The sequence below is a fragment of the Microbulbifer aestuariivivens genome, assembly GCF_039545115.1.
In the GTDB taxonomy this organism is placed as follows: Bacteria; Pseudomonadota; Gammaproteobacteria; order Pseudomonadales; family Cellvibrionaceae; genus Microbulbifer; species Microbulbifer aestuariivivens.
The window spans coordinates 69,576-85,662 of record NZ_BAABRT010000007.1 but is presented as its reverse complement, the minus strand read 5'-3'; the positions used below and the strand labels follow the sequence as shown (position 1 = coordinate 85,662).

At 59.6% G+C, this 16,087-nt stretch carries 12 protein-coding genes; 4 read left to right on the top strand and 8 right to left on the bottom strand.

Annotation, left to right across the window (positions count from 1 at the left end):
• Positions 1 to 19: 19 nt before the first annotated feature.
• The 6 genes from mnmG to rpmH form a co-directional block, all read right to left on the bottom strand.
• On the bottom strand, positions 20 to 1,909 hold the full coding sequence (mnmG, locus tag ABEA58_RS05920) for a tRNA uridine-5-carboxymethylaminomethyl(34) synthesis enzyme MnmG (RefSeq protein WP_345549727.1): 1,890 nt from the start codon (positions 1,907 to 1,909) through the stop codon (positions 20 to 22).
• A gap of 1,149 nt (positions 1,910 to 3,058) precedes the next feature.
• The gene (mnmE, locus tag ABEA58_RS05915; RefSeq protein WP_345549726.1) at positions 3,059 to 4,447 is read right to left on the bottom strand and encodes a tRNA uridine-5-carboxymethylaminomethyl(34) synthesis GTPase MnmE; all 1,389 of its coding nucleotides are present in this window, start codon (positions 4,445 to 4,447) and stop codon (positions 3,059 to 3,061) included.
• Between the two features lie 84 nt (positions 4,448 to 4,531).
• Positions 4,532 to 6,190, bottom strand: coding sequence for a membrane protein insertase YidC (gene yidC / locus ABEA58_RS05910; protein WP_345549725.1), 1,659 nt, complete (start codon positions 6,188 to 6,190; stop codon positions 4,532 to 4,534).
• A 4-nt stretch (positions 6,191 to 6,194) separates the two neighbouring features.
• Positions 6,195 to 6,461, bottom strand: coding sequence for a membrane protein insertion efficiency factor YidD (gene yidD / locus ABEA58_RS05905; RefSeq protein WP_345549723.1), 267 nt, complete (start codon positions 6,459 to 6,461; stop codon positions 6,195 to 6,197).
• Complete coding sequence (gene rnpA / locus ABEA58_RS05900; RefSeq protein ID WP_345549721.1) at positions 6,458 to 6,904, bottom strand: ribonuclease P protein component; 447 nt, start codon at positions 6,902 to 6,904, stop codon at positions 6,458 to 6,460. Before rnpA ends, yidD begins: the two co-directional genes overlap by 4 nt.
• Positions 6,905 to 6,934: 30 nt before the next feature.
• A complete protein-coding gene (rpmH, locus tag ABEA58_RS05895; protein ID WP_067084833.1) occupies positions 6,935 to 7,069 on the bottom strand; it encodes a 50S ribosomal protein L34 in 135 nt (44 codons plus the stop codon).
• 1,015 nt (positions 7,070 to 8,084) lie between these two features.
• Between rpmH and dnaA the strand changes: the two genes are divergently transcribed.
• The 4 genes from dnaA to gyrB all read left to right on the top strand — a co-directional run bounded on the left by dnaA (position 8,085) and on the right by gyrB (position 14,431).
• Positions 8,085 to 9,575: a chromosomal replication initiator protein DnaA gene (gene dnaA / locus ABEA58_RS05890; RefSeq protein ID WP_425563519.1), complete on the top strand. Its 1,491-nt coding sequence runs from the start codon at positions 8,085 to 8,087 to the stop codon at positions 9,573 to 9,575.
• A 54-nt stretch (positions 9,576 to 9,629) separates the two neighbouring features.
• Positions 9,630 to 10,736, top strand: coding sequence for a DNA polymerase III subunit beta (dnaN, locus tag ABEA58_RS05885; RefSeq protein ID WP_345549718.1), 1,107 nt, complete (start codon positions 9,630 to 9,632; stop codon positions 10,734 to 10,736).
• A gap of 146 nt (positions 10,737 to 10,882) precedes the next feature.
• Positions 10,883 to 11,977 (top strand): DNA replication/repair protein RecF, encoded by a 1,095-nt coding sequence (recF, locus tag ABEA58_RS05880; protein ID WP_345549717.1) that lies wholly within the window; start codon positions 10,883 to 10,885, stop codon positions 11,975 to 11,977.
• 33 nt (positions 11,978 to 12,010) lie between these two features.
• Positions 12,011 to 14,431 (top strand): DNA topoisomerase (ATP-hydrolyzing) subunit B, encoded by a 2,421-nt coding sequence (gene gyrB, locus ABEA58_RS05875; RefSeq protein ID WP_345549715.1) that lies wholly within the window; start codon positions 12,011 to 12,013, stop codon positions 14,429 to 14,431.
• A gap of 117 nt (positions 14,432 to 14,548) precedes the next feature.
• Here the strand turns inward: gyrB and ABEA58_RS05870 are convergent, their stop codons facing one another.
• Positions 14,549 to 15,223: a phosphoadenosine phosphosulfate reductase domain-containing protein gene (locus tag ABEA58_RS05870; RefSeq protein WP_345549713.1), complete on the bottom strand. Its 675-nt coding sequence runs from the start codon at positions 15,221 to 15,223 to the stop codon at positions 14,549 to 14,551.
• Between the two features lie 256 nt (positions 15,224 to 15,479).
• The gene (locus ABEA58_RS05865; protein ID WP_345549710.1) at positions 15,480 to 15,914 is read right to left on the bottom strand and encodes a GNAT family protein; all 435 of its coding nucleotides are present in this window, start codon (positions 15,912 to 15,914) and stop codon (positions 15,480 to 15,482) included.
• Between the last annotated feature and the right edge of the window lie 173 nt (positions 15,915 to 16,087).

Here is a 16,087-nt window from a genome sequence, read left to right as displayed (position 1 = left end):
GTGACAAGCCGAACCTCCCCTAAACCGCTTTCTTGCGTGCCAGCAGACCGCGCTTTTTCAGCTGGATCAGCAGCAGGGAAACCGCCGCCGGCGTCACGCCGGGCACCCTGGAGGCGCGGGCGAGGGTATCGGGGCGCGCATCCGCGAGCTTCTGCTTGACCTCGCTGGAGAGCCCGGAAACTTCGCTGTAATCGAAGTCGGTGGGTATCGGCGTGTCCTCATAGGCCCGCAGGCGCTCGATCTCGTCGCGCTGGCGGTCGATATAGCCGGCGTACTTGGCGGAAATCTCCACCTGTTCCGCCACCTGCTCGTCGGCAACTGCCTCGCCCTTGAGGCCTGCGACATCGCCATAGCCCAGCTCGGGCCGGCGCAGCAGGTCCATCAGGCTGTACTCGCGGGCCAGTGGCTGCGGCAGCCTGGCCTCGGCGCTGGCGGCCTGCGGCGTGTTCGGGTGCACCCAGGTTTCGCGCAAACGCTGGGTCTCGCGCTCGATCGCCTCGCGCTTGTCGGCAAACGCCTGCCAGCGCGCATCGTCCACAAGCCCCAGCTCGCGGCCTTTTTCCGTCAGGCGCAAATCGGCGTTGTCCTCGCGCAGCAGCAGGCGGTATTCGGCGCGACTGGTGAACATGCGGTAGGGCTCTTTGGTGCCGGTGGTGATGAGGTCATCCACCAGAACCCCCAGGTAGGCCTGATCGCGGCGGGGGCACCAGGCATCGCGCTCCTGCGCCCGCAATGCGGCGTTGGCGCCCGCCAACAGCCCCTGCGCAGCGGCCTCTTCATAGCCGGTGGTGCCATTGATCTGACCGGCGAAGTAGAGCTCCTGAATAAACTTTGTCTCCAGCGACGGCATCAGGTCGCGGGGGTCGAAAAAGTCGTATTCAATGGCGTAGCCGGGGCGCGTGATATGCGCCTGCTCGAAGCCACGGATGCTCTGCACCAGGGCAATCTGTACATCGAAGGGCAGGCTGGTGGAGATACCGTTGGGGTACAGCTCGTTGGTGGTCAGGCCTTCCGGCTCGACAAAGATCTGGTGACTGTCCTTGTCGGCGAAGCGGTGCACCTTGTCTTCGATGGACGGGCAGTAGCGCGGCCCCACGCCCTCGATCACCCCGGAGTACATGGGGGAGCGGTCGAGCCCAGCGTGAATAATCTCGTGGGTGCCGCTGTTGGTATGGGTAATCCAGCAGCACACCTGCTGCGGGTGCTGTTCACGCCGGCCCAGGTACGACATGACGGGGATCGGGCTGTCGCCCCACTGCTCCTCCATCACATTGAAGTCCACCGAACGCGCATCGATACGCGGCGGCGTGCCGGTCTTCAGACGCTCGACCCGAAAGGGCAGTTCGCGCAGGCGTTCGGCCAGGGCGATGGATGGCGGGTCGCCGGCGCGGCCACCGGAGTGACTGTCGAGCCCGATATGAATGCGCCCGCCGAGAAAGGTTCCGGCGGTGATCACCACCGTCTTGCCGCGAAAGCGGACACCTGCATTGGTGACGACCCCCACCACTCGATCCCCCTCGACAATGAGGTCGTCGGCGGCCTGCTGGAAAATCTCCAGGTTCTTCTGCCGCTCGAGGATGGCGCGGATGGCGCTGCGGTACAGTGCCCGATCGGCTTGGGCGCGGGTGGCGCGCACGGCCGGACCCTTGCGCGCATTCAGTACGCGAAACTGTATGCCGGACAGATCCGTCGCTGCGGCCATGGCGCCGCCTAGAGCGTCCACCTCTTTGACAAGATGGCTTTTGCCGATGCCGCCGATGGCGGGGTTGCAGGACATCTGCCCCAGGGTCTCGATGTTATGGGTCAGCAGCAGCGTTGACGCCCCTATGCGTGCGGCCGCCAGCGAGGCCTCGGTACCGGCATGTCCGCCGCCGATCACGATCACGTCATATTGCTTGGGGTAGTCCATCAGTACTGCCACTGGAGAAAAGGGCGCACATTTTATAGCCAGTCGGCACCGTCCGGCAATCTTTCCTCAGCGATTGCCGGTAGGGTTAAGGCGCCACTCACAGCGAGCCCCGCTCCAGCCAAATTTTCTTTCCACTTCCTGATCCTGTGTTTTCTCTCTCGCATTTTTCATTTGCCTGATTTCTTATTAATTAAAAAACTTATACATATCTCATGAAGAAAGTATGTATGTATTTGATGTTGTTATTAGGGAGCCAGGAATCGCTGGGTAAGTCTAATAAAACGAATAAAATCATAGGGTTAGGATGGTAGCTAGGTTGCTTATAAGCACTGTCCGGGAGGGGGTGCAAGTGTGGTAGGGGCCTGTGGAAGAACGGGATAACTTTCACGCATCCTCCGCTTTTCTCAAGTTATGCCCGCCTTCGCACCGTGATTCCCCGGTGCTTTTCCCCGGTTTTGCGCACACTGAAGCCGCATAGCAACCTCTTGGCGAGTCAAACGGTGCATTAGCTGGCCGCTAGCTGTGGGTAACTTTATTTAACTGGATAACCCTGTGTGCAACTGTTAGCAACTTATGTGGGGGAGACGTGGACGGCTGTTCCCATGGATTTCCAATGTCCCAAACAGACATACCTTTTAGGGGGACAGGTGACTAGGGGGACAGGTGACCGCTTACAGCAGATTTTAAATACCTTCTTAGAGCACAGGTGCAGGTCTTGCGCGAGTTCAAGCACGAGTTTAAGCACGAGTAAAAGTTCGCGAATGGAAGTAGATTACAGGAGGTCGATTACCGGAGGGGACGAATGTGAAACAGCCTTCGCTGGTCAGTAATCACTGACAAATGATCGCCAGGCGTGTCCCCCGTGACTGCCAAGGGATTGCCAAGGGATTGCCAAGGGGGTGCCAAGGAAGTGCCAAGGAAGTGCCAAGGAAGTGCCAAGGGGGGCACATAAGGCGAGGGGCTTTCTTCTGTCGTGGGTGTCTGTCGGGGCGGGCATCCGTATCCGTCCCGACTATGTGGATCTGTTATGCGATCTGCTGCCAGCCCCATGCCCATCCACAGCACCAGCCCACCGAGGCCAAGGCGGAGAGGGTGCGATACGCGGTATAGAAGTCCGCTTATCTGCTGTGGCGGGTGTGCCTGTGAAGGCTATTTGCCGATACAGAAACTGCCGAAAATTTTCCCCAATAATTCGTCAGCGGTGACCTCGCCGGTGATCTCACCGAGGGCTTGCTGGGCCATACGCAGATCCTCCGCCAGCAGCTCGCCGGCGCCGCTTTCGTGCAGCTGGGCGGCGCCCTGTTCGATAAACAGGCGAGCCCGCTCCAGTGCCTCCAAGTGGCGGCGGCGGGCGCTGAAGGTGCCCTCGGCGGCGCCGGAGTAACCCATGCACTGTTTCAGGTGCTCCCGCAGCGCGTCCAGACCGGCACCCGTTCTGGCGCTCACCGCAATCACCGGCACTCCGTCTGTATGCGCCTGCAGCCCGGCGCTGTAATCGGTCAGGTCGATCTTGTTGAGCACCAGGGTCATCTTGTCCGGGTGCGGCAGGCGCGCGGTGAACTCGGGCCATACGGATTGCGGATTCAGGCTGTGGGCCTGCTCCGCATCCACCACCAGCAGCACCCGATCCGCCCCCTGAATTTCCTGCCAGGCCCGCTGAATGCCAATCTGTTCCACCCGGTCCGGCGAGTCCCGCAGCCCGGCGGTGTCAGCGAAGAGCAATGGCATGCCGTCGATGTGTACCTGTTCGCGCAGGATGTCCCGGGTGGTTCCGGCGATATCGGTGACGATGGCCGCGTCGCGGCCGGCGATGGCGTTCAGCAGGCTCGACTTGCCCGCATTCGGGCGTCCGGCGATGGCCACCGACATCCCCTCACGCAGCAGGCTGCCCTGGCGGGCCTGTGCCTGTACCGCGGCAAGATAGCCGAGCAGAGCGTCGATATCCGCTGCCACCTTGCCATCGGCGAGAAAATCGATTTCCTCCTCGGGAAAGTCGATCGATGCTTCGACATAAATACGTAAATTGGTGAGCTGGGCCACCAGGTCTTCGATTTTTTCGGAGAATACCCCCTGTAGCGAGCGCATTGCATTGCGGGCCGCCTGGGCGCTGCCCGCCTCGATCAGGTCCGCGATCGCCTCTGCCTGGGCCAGATCGATCTTGTCATTGAGAAAGGCCCGTTCGGAAAACTCCCCCGGGCGGGCCTGCCGAGCACCGAGCGCCACCATGGCCTGCAGCAGCTGATCGAGGATCACCGGACCGCCGTGCCCCTGCAGCTCCACCACATCCTCGCCGGTAAAGGAGTTGGGGCCGGGGAAAAACACAGCGATGCCCTGATCCAGTAACTGGCCATCGTGCACAAAGTCGCTGTAGTGGGCGTAGCGGGGTTTTAACTCGCGCCCTGCGCAGATGGCGCCGGCGATCTCACGGCTGCGCGGACCGGACAGGCGGATGACGCCGATACCCCCGCGTCCCGGCGCTGTAGCCACGGCGGCAATGGTGTCTTTTTGCGGTGAGGACTCATTTTTCGGGTCGATCATGGTGAAAGTTTACCTAACGGAAACGAAACAGGGCCGCATAAGCGGCCCTGGGTAACTGTCTATTGCTCTCTATTTGCATGCCGGTCAGTTTGAAGCGGCTTCCACCTGTTTGTTGATATACCAGGTCTGGGCAATGGACAGCAGGTTGTTGGCAATCCAGTAGAGTACCAGCCCGGCCGGGAACCACAGGAAGAAGAAGGTCATGATCACGGGCATCCACTGCATGATTTTGGCTTGTGTCGGATCCGCTGGCTGCGGCTGCAGTTTCTGCATCAGCCACATGGTGGCGCCCATGATCGCCGGCAAAATGAAGTAGGGGTCCTTGGCGGACAGGTCGTGAATCCACAGTATCCATGGCGCGTGGCGCAGTTCCACGGTTTCCATCAGCATCCAGTAGAGACCGATAAAGAAGGGCATCTGCAGCAGAATCGGCAGGCAGCCACCCATCGGGTTGATCTTTTCCCGGCGGTACAGCTTCATGGTCTCTTCCGCCAGCTTCTGGCGGTTGCCCTTGTACTGCTCCTGCAGTTTTTTCATCTGTGGCGCGAACTTGCGCATGCGCGCCATGGAGCGGATGCCGGCGGCGGACAGCGGGTAGAGCAGGGCCTTGATGAATACGGTCAGCAGGACGATGGCCCAGCCCCAGTTGGCGACAATGTGCTCATGGATAAAGTCCAGCACCCAGAACATCGGCTTCGCCAGCCACCAGAGCCAACCGTAGTCGACGGTCAGATCCAGGTAGGGTGAGATCTCTTCAAGCCGGAATACATCCTTGGGACCGGCATAGAAAGTTGCGCTAAGCTCTCCCTGGCTCTTGGCTGGGATTTCCACCTGCGGGGCGGTGAAGCCCATGCGGAAGAGGCCGTTGGAGAGTTCCAGCAGCTCGAAGGTGTTGCGGGTGTTCTGCGGTGGAATCCAGGCACTGATGAAATAGTGCTGCACCATGGCCACCCAGCCGCCAATGATGGTTTCGCGAAAGGACTCCTCGGAGATGTCTTCGAAGTCCTGCTTGAAGTAGTTTTCCTCGCTGGTGTGCAGGGCGGCACCGAGAAACGGCGACATACCGATGCCCACATCCACCGGCGGCACACCGCCGTCGCGCTTGATCTGACCGAACATGGCCGCGCGCCAGGGCTGGGCGCTGGTGTTGTCTACCAGGTATTGGACATCCACCAGATAATCGCCGCGCTTGAAGGTGAAGCGCTTGGTGATATTGGCGCCCTGTTGCTGCAGCGACAGGTCCACCACCAGCTTGTCGCTACCTTCCTTGAGGGCGTATTCCGTCTGCGCGGCGGTAAACAGTGGCCGTCCGGCGGCGCTGTCTGTGCCGTTGCGGCCAATGAGGCCGCTCTGGGCGATATAGGTGTGGTTGCGGGTCTGGTTTAGCAGGATAAACGGCCGATCCGGGGTGTTGAGTTCTTCGTAGTAGTCGCGCAGGGCAACCTTGACGATGTCACCGCCTTTGGGATCGATCAACAGGCTGAACACGTCGGTTTCGACGGCGATCAACTGGCGCTGCTGGGGGGAGGTGGTTTGCGGGGCCGGTTCATCCTGCAGGGTGGGCACGTCACCCGCGTTGGCGCCAGTTTGCGTCTGTGCGGGGGTGTCGGGTAGCTCGCTTCGCAGCACGGTTTCCCGCTCCATTGCCGGTGCGCGCGCTTCTTTGAACTCATTCCACTGGAATATCAGAGCCAGGGTAACTGCGGCGATTCCGCCCAGCAGCGTATAGCGTTGCCAATCCATTTCTTTACCTAGGTTCGCACCGGCAAGATTTCTCTGCCGGGGTGGAGTGTTTGTTATCTTGCGGCGGAACCGGGTCCAGGCCGCCGGGATGCCAGGGGTGGCATTTTATAAGGCGCCGCAAGGTTAAATAACCCCCTTTCCAGAATCCATGGGTTTTTAATGCCTCCTCGCCGTAGTGGGAGCAGGTGGGGTAGAAGCGGCATTGATTGCCGACCCAGGGACTGAGCAGGTAGCGGTAGAGGTGAATCAGCTTGATGGCCAGCCAGCTCACGGCGCCCTCTTGTGTCGTTTACTGCCTGCGCTGCGTCTGTGGCCGCTTTGTGGGGTGTTTTCCGGGCTGCTCGGTTCTTGAGCGCGCCGTGTCAGCTTGCGCCAGAGTTTATCGAGCAGTTTAGCCAGCTCCTCGTTGCTCAGTGCTCCGGCACCGGGGCGTGCCAGTACAACGGCATCCAGCGCGGGCAGTTCGCCCTGTTGCAGGCGGAAGCGTTCCCGTACAAGACGCTTGATGCGGTTGCGGCCAACAGCCAGGCGCACGTGTTTCTTGGCCACGACAAGGCCGAGACGCGGATAGGGAAGATCGTTGCGGCGGGCGATGATCAGGAGGTTGGGATGCGCGGCACGAATCTCCGTGCCACTGAACACAGCACGGTAATCTGCTGCGTTAAGCAGGCGCAGCGCTTTGGGGAAGCCGAAGTCGCTGCGCGCCTGTTGCATAGGGAGTGCGTTCCCGGGAGGGAAGTGCGCTTATGCAGACAGTACTTTGCGGCCTTTGGCGCGACGGCGGGCCAGGATCTTGCGGCCGTTCTTGGTCGCCATGCGAGCGCGGAAACCGTGGTTGCGCTTACGCTTCAAGTTGCTGGGTTGAAAAGTACGTTTCATTGTCTTGCTACCTGAGACTTGGGTTCTGAATTTCCCCGGTATTACCGGTCGCTGACTGCATTCCCATCTTTCCTTTATTAATCAATAAAGGAGGCTGCACCCTGCCGGTGTTCCGGATGTGCTGGGGCTAAGCACTGCGAAGGCGGCGGATTGTATAGAAAGGCACCACTTAAAGCAACGAAAAGGAGTCAATTTCATCGCGCTGGCGGGCGCCCACGCGTTCTCCAGTATCCCATATCATCTTAGTGATTCTGCGCGCTGTTCCCTACGTGTTGGCAGCTCAGTCGGCAACGCTGTATACCCCGTTCAGGCACGCTGGCATCTGAGGCTGGCAAGCTGGTTTTGCTCGGAGTGATTTGCAGTCCTGCTGGACAAAAGAGCGGCTGGCGAAAAGTGTGCTTGAAACAGGTGGACTGGGAATCAACGGGTTCGGGAAAGAAGGGGTCGGGAAAGAAGGGGTCGGGAAAGAAGGGGTCGGGAAAGAGGGGGTCGGGAAAGAGGGGTTCCGCAAAGCAGCGTCCGGGAAAGCAATGTGCCGGGAGGGATTTGCAGGAAAGAGGGGACGGGTATCGGCTGCCGGGATCACACCCCTAATATTTGCCGAGCAATAGGGCCGTTCGCAAGTCACTGACTTCCCATCAGAATCGCACTTCTCTCACGGCTTGATACCAGCTTGCCCACAGCTTTCTGTGGATAACTCATCTGCTTGCCTATTGGGTACCTGCCTAAAAGATGCACAACCCCATGATTGTCCGTGAGTTTTTTATACTCTTTGCTGGCGTTTTTCCGTTGGCGCCTGTGGATAACCCTGCGCTTGAGGGGTATACTCCGTGCCATCTTTCAGTGATGCGGCCCGAGCCATGGGCAAGTGCCTGTAGTAAAACGGACGGTACAGTCGGGTTTGACTCATCCGCGCCGCAACACTCTTCCTTCTTTATTATCTCTTTGGGGTCTCACAGGGGGTTTCTTGTCTGAATCCGTTTGGCGTCAGTGCGCGGCCAGTCTCCAGGATGAACTGCCTTCTCAACAGTTCAACACCTGGATTCGGCCACTGCGGGTCAGCCCGTCTGCAGCGGCCGGTGAGCTGCGTCTTGTTGCGCCCAATCGTTTCGTGCTCGACTGGGTCGGCGACAAGTTCCTCAAGCGAATCAGTGAACTGGTGGGCCACTTCAGCAGTGAAGGTCCGCTGCAGGTCGCCCTCGAGATTGCAGAGCGCCGTCCGGCCCGTTTTCAGCGCAACAGGCAGCAGCCCAGCCACGGCGAGTTGGCGGGTGCTCAGCCCGGTATGAGCGCCTCGGCGCCGGCGCGCTCCGAGCAGGCGCCGCCTTCGCTCGGTGGTTTTTCACCGCCCGCTTCAGTGGCTCACAGTGGCGCTAACCAGGCCGACCCTGTGGGTGTTGCCATGGGCAGCGTCAGTTCCGTGGGTCAGCAGCAGCGACAGGCACCCGAGCCCCGCAATGTGGAGGTGGAGGGCGCAATCAAGCACGGCAGCGCGCTCAATCGCAATTTCACCTTCAAGTCTTTTGTCGAGGGTAAATCCAACCAGCTGGGCCTCGCGGCGGCGCAGCAGATCGCCGACAACCCCGGCAGTGCCTATAACCCGCTCTTTATTTATGGTGGCGTTGGCCTGGGTAAGACTCACCTCATGCACGCGGTGGGCAATGCTCTGCTTGAGCGTAACCCCAACGCCAAGGTGGTTTACCTGCACTCCGAGCGCTTTGTCGCTGATATGGTGAAAGCGCTGCAGCTCAATGCTATCAGTGACTTCAAGCGCTATTACCGTTCGGTTGATGCTCTGCTGATCGATGATATTCAGTTTTTTGCCGGCAAGGAGCGCTCCCAGGAGGAGTTTTTCCACACGTTCAATGCCCTGCTTGAAGGTGGCCAGCAGATTATTCTGACCTGTGACCGCTATCCCAAGGAGATCGATGGTCTCGAGGAGCGGCTTAAATCCCGTTTCGGCTGGGGCCTCACCGTTGCGGTGGAGCCACCGGAACTGGAAACCCGGGTGGCGATTCTGATGAAGAAGGCGGAGCAGGTGGGTGTGGATCTGCCGCACGACTCCGCTTTCTTTATAGCTCAGCGTATCCGTTCCAATGTCCGCGAACTCGAAGGGGCGCTACGGCGGGTTATCGCCAATGCGCAATTTACCGGTCGCGCCATCGATGACGTGCTGGTTCGTGAAGCCTTGAAGGACCTGCTGGCGCTGCAGGACCGGCTGGTGAGTATCGACAACATCCAGCGGGTTGTAGCGGAGTATTACAAAATCAAAGTCGCGGACCTGTTATCCAAGCGTCGCAGCCGCTCCGTGGCGCGGCCGCGCCAGGTGGCTATGTCACTGGCCAAGGAGCTCACCAACCACAGCCTGCCGGAAATCGGCGATGCTTTTGGCGGTAGGGACCACACTACTGTGCTGCACGCCTGCCGCAAGATCCGTGAGCTGCAGGAATCTGACGCGGATATCCGCGAAGACGTTAAATTATTGACCCGTTCGCTCACCACCTGAGGGTTTGGTGAGGGCAACCGTTAGCGAATAAAACCAACGAAGGCGAAGATACCGATGAAATTCAATGTAAGCCGGGACGCGCTCCTCAAGCCTCTGCAGCTGGTGGCCGGTGTTGTTGAGAAGCGCCAGACACTGCCTGTGCTGGCCAATGTATTGATGCAGTTGCAGGGGCAGGAGCTGTCGCTGACCGGCACTGACCTTGAGGTTGAGATTATCGGCCGCCTGCCGGTTGATGGCGTTGAGATGGATGGTGAGGTAACGGTCCCCGCGCGCAAGCTGCTGGATATCTGCCGCTCCCTGCCCGATGGCGCCGAACTTAAGTTTGAGCGCGACAGCGAGCGATTGATCCTGCGCAGTGGCCGCAGCCGCTTCCAGCTCTCGACTCTGCCGGCTGCGGACTTCCCCAATCAGGAAGAGACCACCGCGCAGACCCGCTTCGCCATTTCCCAGCGTGAAATTCGTCGTCTCATTGAAGCCACTGGTTTCGCCATGGCCCAGCAGGATGTGCGCTATTACCTGAACGGTCTGCTGCTGGAGTGCCGCCCGCAGCAGTTGCGCGCGGTCGCCACCGACGGCCATCGCCTGGCGCTCTGTGACCGTGATGCACCGGGTCTTAATGTGGAGTCGCCGATACAGGCCATCGTTCCCCGCAAGGGCGTGCTGGAGCTTGGCAGGCTGCTGGAGGACACCGATGCCGCGGCAGAGGTAGTCCTCGGCAACAACCACATCCGCGTGGTCAGCGGTCAGTTCACCTTCACCTCCAAGCTGGTGGACGGCAAGTTCCCCGACTACGAGCGGGTATTGCCCCGTTCCACCGGCAACCAGATTTTCGCCGATCGACAGGCCCTGCGTCAGGCTTTCTCGCGGGCGGCGATCCTCTCCAATGAAAAGTATCGCGGTGTCCGTTTGCAGGTCTCCGAGGGCCTGCTGCAGATTGTCGCCAACAACCCGGAGCAGGAGGAGGCGGAGGAGCAGCTGGTGGTCGATTACGTTGGCGATCCGCTGGAAATCGGTTTTAACGTCGGCTACCTGCTCGATGTCACCGGTGCGATTCACAGCGACCAGATCCGTATTGGGCTGGCGGATGCCAACAGCAGTGCGCTGTTGCAGCAGCCGGAAGAGGGAGATGCCCTCTATGTGATTATGCCGATGCGCCTGTGAGTGCCACAGGTCATCCGCAAAAGTATTAAAGCCAACTACGTGCCTTACTACCTTTATCCCTTCCACGCCGTCCTATCCCCGGATAGGGCGGCGTTTTTATATGCGCGCCCCGGCCTGCAACCTGCGCGTTATGGGGGGGATCTGCCATGGCTTTGAATCGCCTGATGCTCTCCCAGTTCCGCAATATTCACAGTGCGGACCTTACCTTGGGGGAGGGGGTTAACCTCTTCTATGGCGCCAATGGCAGCGGCAAGACCTCCGTGCTGGAGGCGGTGCATATGCTCGCCAGTGGCCGCTCCTTCCGCTCCCGTCAGCACCAGTCAGTGATTCAGCGTGGCTCTGAACGCCTGACGGTTTTTGGTCGGCTTTCAACCGGCTTTGCTGTCGGCGTGGAGCGCCTCACGGCTGGTGGCGGGCAGGTGCGAATCAATCAATCGCCAGCGGAGTCCAGTTCCCAGCTGGCTTCCCTGTTGCCGCTACAGTTAATTAACAGCGACAGTTTTGCGGCACTGGAAGGCGGCCCCGCTGTTCGTCGGCGCCTTTTGGATTGGACGGTGTTCCACGTGGAACATAGTTACCTCGAAGCCCTCAAAGGTTACCAAATCGCGTTGCGACAGCGGAATGCACTGCTGCGTCGTGGTAAAATCGATCATTCCCAGTTGGATATTTGGGAGCGACGCCTTGTTGTGCAGGCGGACATTGTCGATCAGCTGAGGCGGCGTGTGTTCGCCGATCTGCTCGCGCAAACCGAGACATTGATAGCGGGGCTACCAGCTTCACCTCTTGCGGATGTTGTAATACGTTACCGCCGCGGCTGGCGTCAGGAGGCGACTCTTGGTGAGTCCTTGTTGGCTTCCCGGGATAACGATCTGGCTCAGGGGCACACTCGTGCAGGCCCGCACCGGGCGGATCTGGCCTTCTCGGTTGCGGGGCAGCCTGCGCAGGCGATCCTCAGCCGTGGCCAACAGAAGATGCTCGTGTGTGCGCTCAGAACCGCCATGGCCCGCGTTGTGGCCCAAAGCCACCGGCCGCCGGTGTTTCTTATTGATGATTTGCCGGCGGAGCTGGATGCCGAACATCAGCGGGTGTTTGCTCACTGGGTTGCCGACAGCGCCGCACAGGTGCTGGTAACGGGCATCGAGCGCGATGTCACCTGCCAGCCATGGCTGACACTGGGCTCACCTTGGAATCAACCGTCTGTGTTCCACGTGGAACATGGGCGTATCAGCGCCGAGTCCTGAAGACGCGGCCCTAATAATGAATGGAGCGATTAAATGTCAGAGCAGAACAGCTATGACTCCAGTAGCATCAAAGTCCTCAAAGGGCTGGATGCCGTGCGCAAGCGCCCCGGTATGTATATCGGAGACACCGATGATGGCACGGGACTGCACCATATGGTGTTTGAGGTGGTCGACAACTCCATCGATGAGGCGCTGGCCGGTCACTGTGATGAGATTCGGGTAACTATTCACCCGAATGAGTCTGTATCCGTCTCTGATAATGGTCGCGGGATTCCCACGGAAATGCATGAGGAAGAGGGCGTTTCCGCAGCCGAGGTCATCATGACGGTACTGCATGCCGGCGGTAAGTTCGATGACAACACCTACAAGGTGTCCGGTGGCCTGCACGGTGTCGGGGTTTCGGTGGTCAATGCGCTGTCCGAGGAGCTGAAGTTGACCATTCGCCGCAATGGCAAGATTCATGAGCAGGTGTACCGCCACGGTGTGCCGGATGGCCCGCTGGCGGTGGTGGGTGATACGGAAACCACCGGCACCACGGTGCATTTCAAGCCTTCAGCGGATACCTTCAGCAATATCGAATTCCACTTTGATCAACTGGCCAAGCGCTTGCGGGAACTGTCGTTCCTCAATTCCGGCGTGCGCATTGTGCTGAAGGACGAGCGCTCCGCGAAAGAAGAGGTCTACGAGTACGAAGGCGGTCTGCGGGCGTTTGTGGAATACCTCAACCACGCCAAAACCCCGATTAACAAGGTTCTGCACTTCCAGAGCCAGCGTGAAGACGGAACCGGTGTAGAGGTGGCGCTGCAGTGGAATGACAGCTTCCAGGAGAACATCTACTGCTACACCAACAATATCCCGCAGCGTGACGGCGGCACCCATCTGGCCGGCTTCCGCGCCGCCCTGACCCGTGGCCTCAATAACTACATTGAGCGGGAGGGGATGGGCAAGAAAGAAAAGGTCAGCACCACTGGCGACGATGCCCGCGAAGGCCTCACCGCCATCATTTCCGTGAAGGTGCCGGACCCGAAGTTCTCATCCCAGACCAAGGACAAACTGGTTTCCTCCGAGGTGAAAACCGCGGTGGAACAGGAGATGGGCCAGCACTTCAACGATTACCTGCTGGAAAACCCGCAGGAGGCCAAATCCGTTGTCACCAAGATGATGGATGCCGCCAAAGCCCGCGAGGCGGCGCGCAGGGCGCGGGAGATGACCCGTCGCAAAGGCGCGCTGGATATCGCCGGCCTGCCCGGCAAGCTGGCTGACTGCCAGCAGAAAGACCCGGCGCTGTCAGAAATCTACCTGGTGGAGGGTGATTCCGCCGGTGGTTCCGCCAAACAGGGCCGCGACCGACGCACCCAGGCCATTCTGCCCCTCAAGGGCAAGATCCTGAACGTGGAAAAGGCCCGCTTTGACAAGATGCTCTCCAGTGCCGAAGTGGGCACCCTGATCACCGCTTTGGGCTGCGGTATTGGCAAAAGTGAGTTCGACCCAGACAAGCTGCGCTATCACCAGATCATCATCATGACGGATGCGGACGTGGATGGAGCCCATATCCGCACCCTGCTGCTGACCTTCTTCTTTCGGCAGATGCCGGAGCTGATCGAGCGCGGGCATATCTACATTGCCCAGCCGCCGCTGTACAAGATCAGCAAGGGCAAGCAGGAGCAGTACCTGAAGGACGAGGCGGCCCTGACGCAGTTCCTGACCAATGCCGCACTGGATGGCGCCAGCCTGCACGTCAATCCAGAGGCGCCAGAGCTGTCCGGCGCTGCCCTGGAGACTCTGGTTGGCGAGTATCGCGCTGTTATGGGCACTGTGGACCGCCTGTCGCGGCTATACCCGGAAGAAGTGCTGCGCAGCATGGTTTACCTGCCAAGCCTCACGCCTGAGGATCTGAAGTCCCGCAGCACCATGGAATCCTGGTGTGGGCAACTGCAGGGGCAACTGGGTAGCGAGAGTGGTGGCGGCAGCCGCCGCCATCAGGTGAGCGTGTACGAGAATACCGAACGCGACCTCTACCTGCCGCAGATTCATATCGTTGCCCACGGTGTCAGCAGCGATTACCAGGTGGGCCACGAGTTCTTCGAGTCGGCGGAATACCGCGCGATTCGCTCCCTGGGAGAAAAACTGACCGGCCTGTTGGAAGAGGGTGCCTATATTCAGCGCGGAGAAAAGCAGCAGCCGGTGGCGAGTTTCCCCGAGGCCCTGGAGTGGCTGATGAGTGAAAGCCGCCGCGGCTACAATATCCAGCGCTACAAAGGACTGGGTGAGATGAACCCGGAACAGCTGTGGGAAACCACCATGAATCCGGAAACCCGCCGTATGCTGCAGGTGACGGTGGAAGACGCCATTGCCGCCGACCAGATCTTCACCACCCTGATGGGGGATCAGGTGGAGCCGCGCCGGGAGTTTATCGAGAGCAACGCCCTCGCGGTGGAAAACCTCGACGTGTGATCGCTGAGCTGGAGGCGGGAGATCTTTTCCCCGCTAAGGCAGCATAAAAAACGGCCGCATCTGCGGCCGTTTTTTGTTTGCGGCTGTATGTGTACCGCGTTAGCCGAAGCTGGCGGACTATTTCTGCAGCAGCAGGCCGCACTCACGGTGTTCCTCGCCCTTGGTGGGGTCGAAATAAACATCGTTATCAGGCAGCTCGTTCTCGTAGACATATTCCTCCACGTCCAGCTCGTTGAGGTGGAACATGGGGGCCACGCGGATGGTGCCGTGGCTGCCTTTGGTGAACACATCCAGCCCCTTGCGGTGGGCGTTCTGGTCGTGGCGGATGCCATTCAGCCAGATGTCCGGTTGCAGCTCCTCCATGGCCCGGTTGAAGGGCTCCAGTTTCACGGTGCGGCTGAAGAAGTCGTGCTCCGGCGTATCCAGTGGCGGAATACCACCGTAAACGGCGTTGTAATGGGCTGCGGACATCTTCGGGGAGTAGACCTGCAGATTGAGGCTGAAGTCTTTGATCAGGCGCTCGATATGACGGTAGGTCTCCGGCGTGTTGTAGCCGTGGTCCACCCAGATCACGGGAATGTCCGGGCGGATACGGGTGACCAGGTGCAGAAAGGCAACCGCCAGCGGGCGGAAGTTGGTGAAGACCACCGGGTTATCGGCCTGTTCCAGGGCGAACTGCATGATTTCGCTGGGCTTGGCTCCCTGAAAGCGCGCGTTGAGGGCTTCGAGGTCGGCGCCGTGATGGAAAAATCGTTCAGGCTGCGCAGCGAGATTGGAGGCATTCAGGGCCATGAGTCACCAGTATCGACAGTAAGTTGATGGAACTTGAGGGTGAATGCTACTCCTGCTGCAAAGCACTGAGAAACATTAAAAAGAAGTGATTAAATAACTTTTGGCTATATGTGTGCAGGGCATGACAAAGCGCTTATTGCAGCCGTGGGCAAGTTTATGGATTGGGTCATCAACAACTATTGGTAAAGGTACAAGGTATAGATACAAGGTATAGATACCAGGTGTAGATAGCAGCGATTAATAGCCATTAAAAAGGTCACCGCTGGTACACCATGCTGATCCAGTGCTGGTCACCGGCCGGGGCAGGCTGTCTCTCCCTTTCCACAAAACCCTGCTCCTGCAGAAAATAACGGGCGCCGAGATTGTCCTGCAGCACCCAGGTATGCAACTTTCTGCGCCGGCGTTTGGCTTCGGTGATCAGCGCGGAGCCGGCACCTCTGCGCACCGCCCCGGGGTTGACGCAGAGCCAGGGCAGGGCATTGCCAGCGCACAGGGTAAAAAAACCATCCGCGACCGAATCCAGGGCGGATTGGTAAACCACACAGGCCTCGGCCCCGAGGCAGCAGCGGCGGAATTCAGGCAACCGCTGCTGCCAGTATTCCACCGGCAGTGAGGGGTGCGCGTGTACCACCGTAAACAGCCACAGCTGTTGCAGCCGCTCGAGATCCCTACCAGAAGCGAGTCGGAGCATAGACCACCGTAAGTGATTGCTTGCGCACCATGCTAGTGGCGGGCCTGCGGAATTCCCAATTCCCAATGACGAATAGGAAACCGTGCCGGTTAGCAATATCCAAAACACGCGCTGCAAGCCCGGAGTTGAGCGTCGTGCGGGTTCCTGCTGAAGAAAGCCGGGGGCGGGGTCTG

Excerpts from the sequence above, each read along its gene's own strand:
- mnmG (WP_345549727.1), bottom strand. The coding sequence starts at position 1,909 with ATGGACTACCCCAAGCAATATGACGTGATCGTGATCGGCGGCGGACAT.
- mnmE (WP_345549726.1), bottom strand. The coding sequence starts at position 4,447 with ATGATCGACCCGAAAAATGAGTCCTCACCGCAAAAAGACACCATTGCC.
- yidC (WP_345549725.1), bottom strand. The coding sequence starts at position 6,190 with ATGGATTGGCAACGCTATACGCTGCTGGGCGGAATCGCCGCAGTTACC.
- rnpA (WP_345549721.1), bottom strand. The coding sequence starts at position 6,904 with ATGCAACAGGCGCGCAGCGACTTCGGCTTCCCCAAAGCGCTGCGCCTG.
- rpmH (WP_067084833.1), bottom strand. The coding sequence starts at position 7,069 with ATGAAACGTACTTTTCAACCCAGCAACTTGAAGCGTAAGCGCAACCAC.
- dnaN (WP_345549718.1), top strand. The coding sequence starts at position 9,630 with ATGAAATTCAATGTAAGCCGGGACGCGCTCCTCAAGCCTCTGCAGCTG.
- recF (WP_345549717.1), top strand. The coding sequence starts at position 10,883 with ATGGCTTTGAATCGCCTGATGCTCTCCCAGTTCCGCAATATTCACAGT.
- gyrB (WP_345549715.1), top strand. The coding sequence starts at position 12,011 with ATGTCAGAGCAGAACAGCTATGACTCCAGTAGCATCAAAGTCCTCAAA.
- ABEA58_RS05870 (WP_345549713.1), bottom strand. The coding sequence starts at position 15,223 with ATGGCCCTGAATGCCTCCAATCTCGCTGCGCAGCCTGAACGATTTTTC.
- ABEA58_RS05865 (WP_345549710.1), bottom strand. The coding sequence starts at position 15,914 with ATGCTCCGACTCGCTTCTGGTAGGGATCTCGAGCGGCTGCAACAGCTG.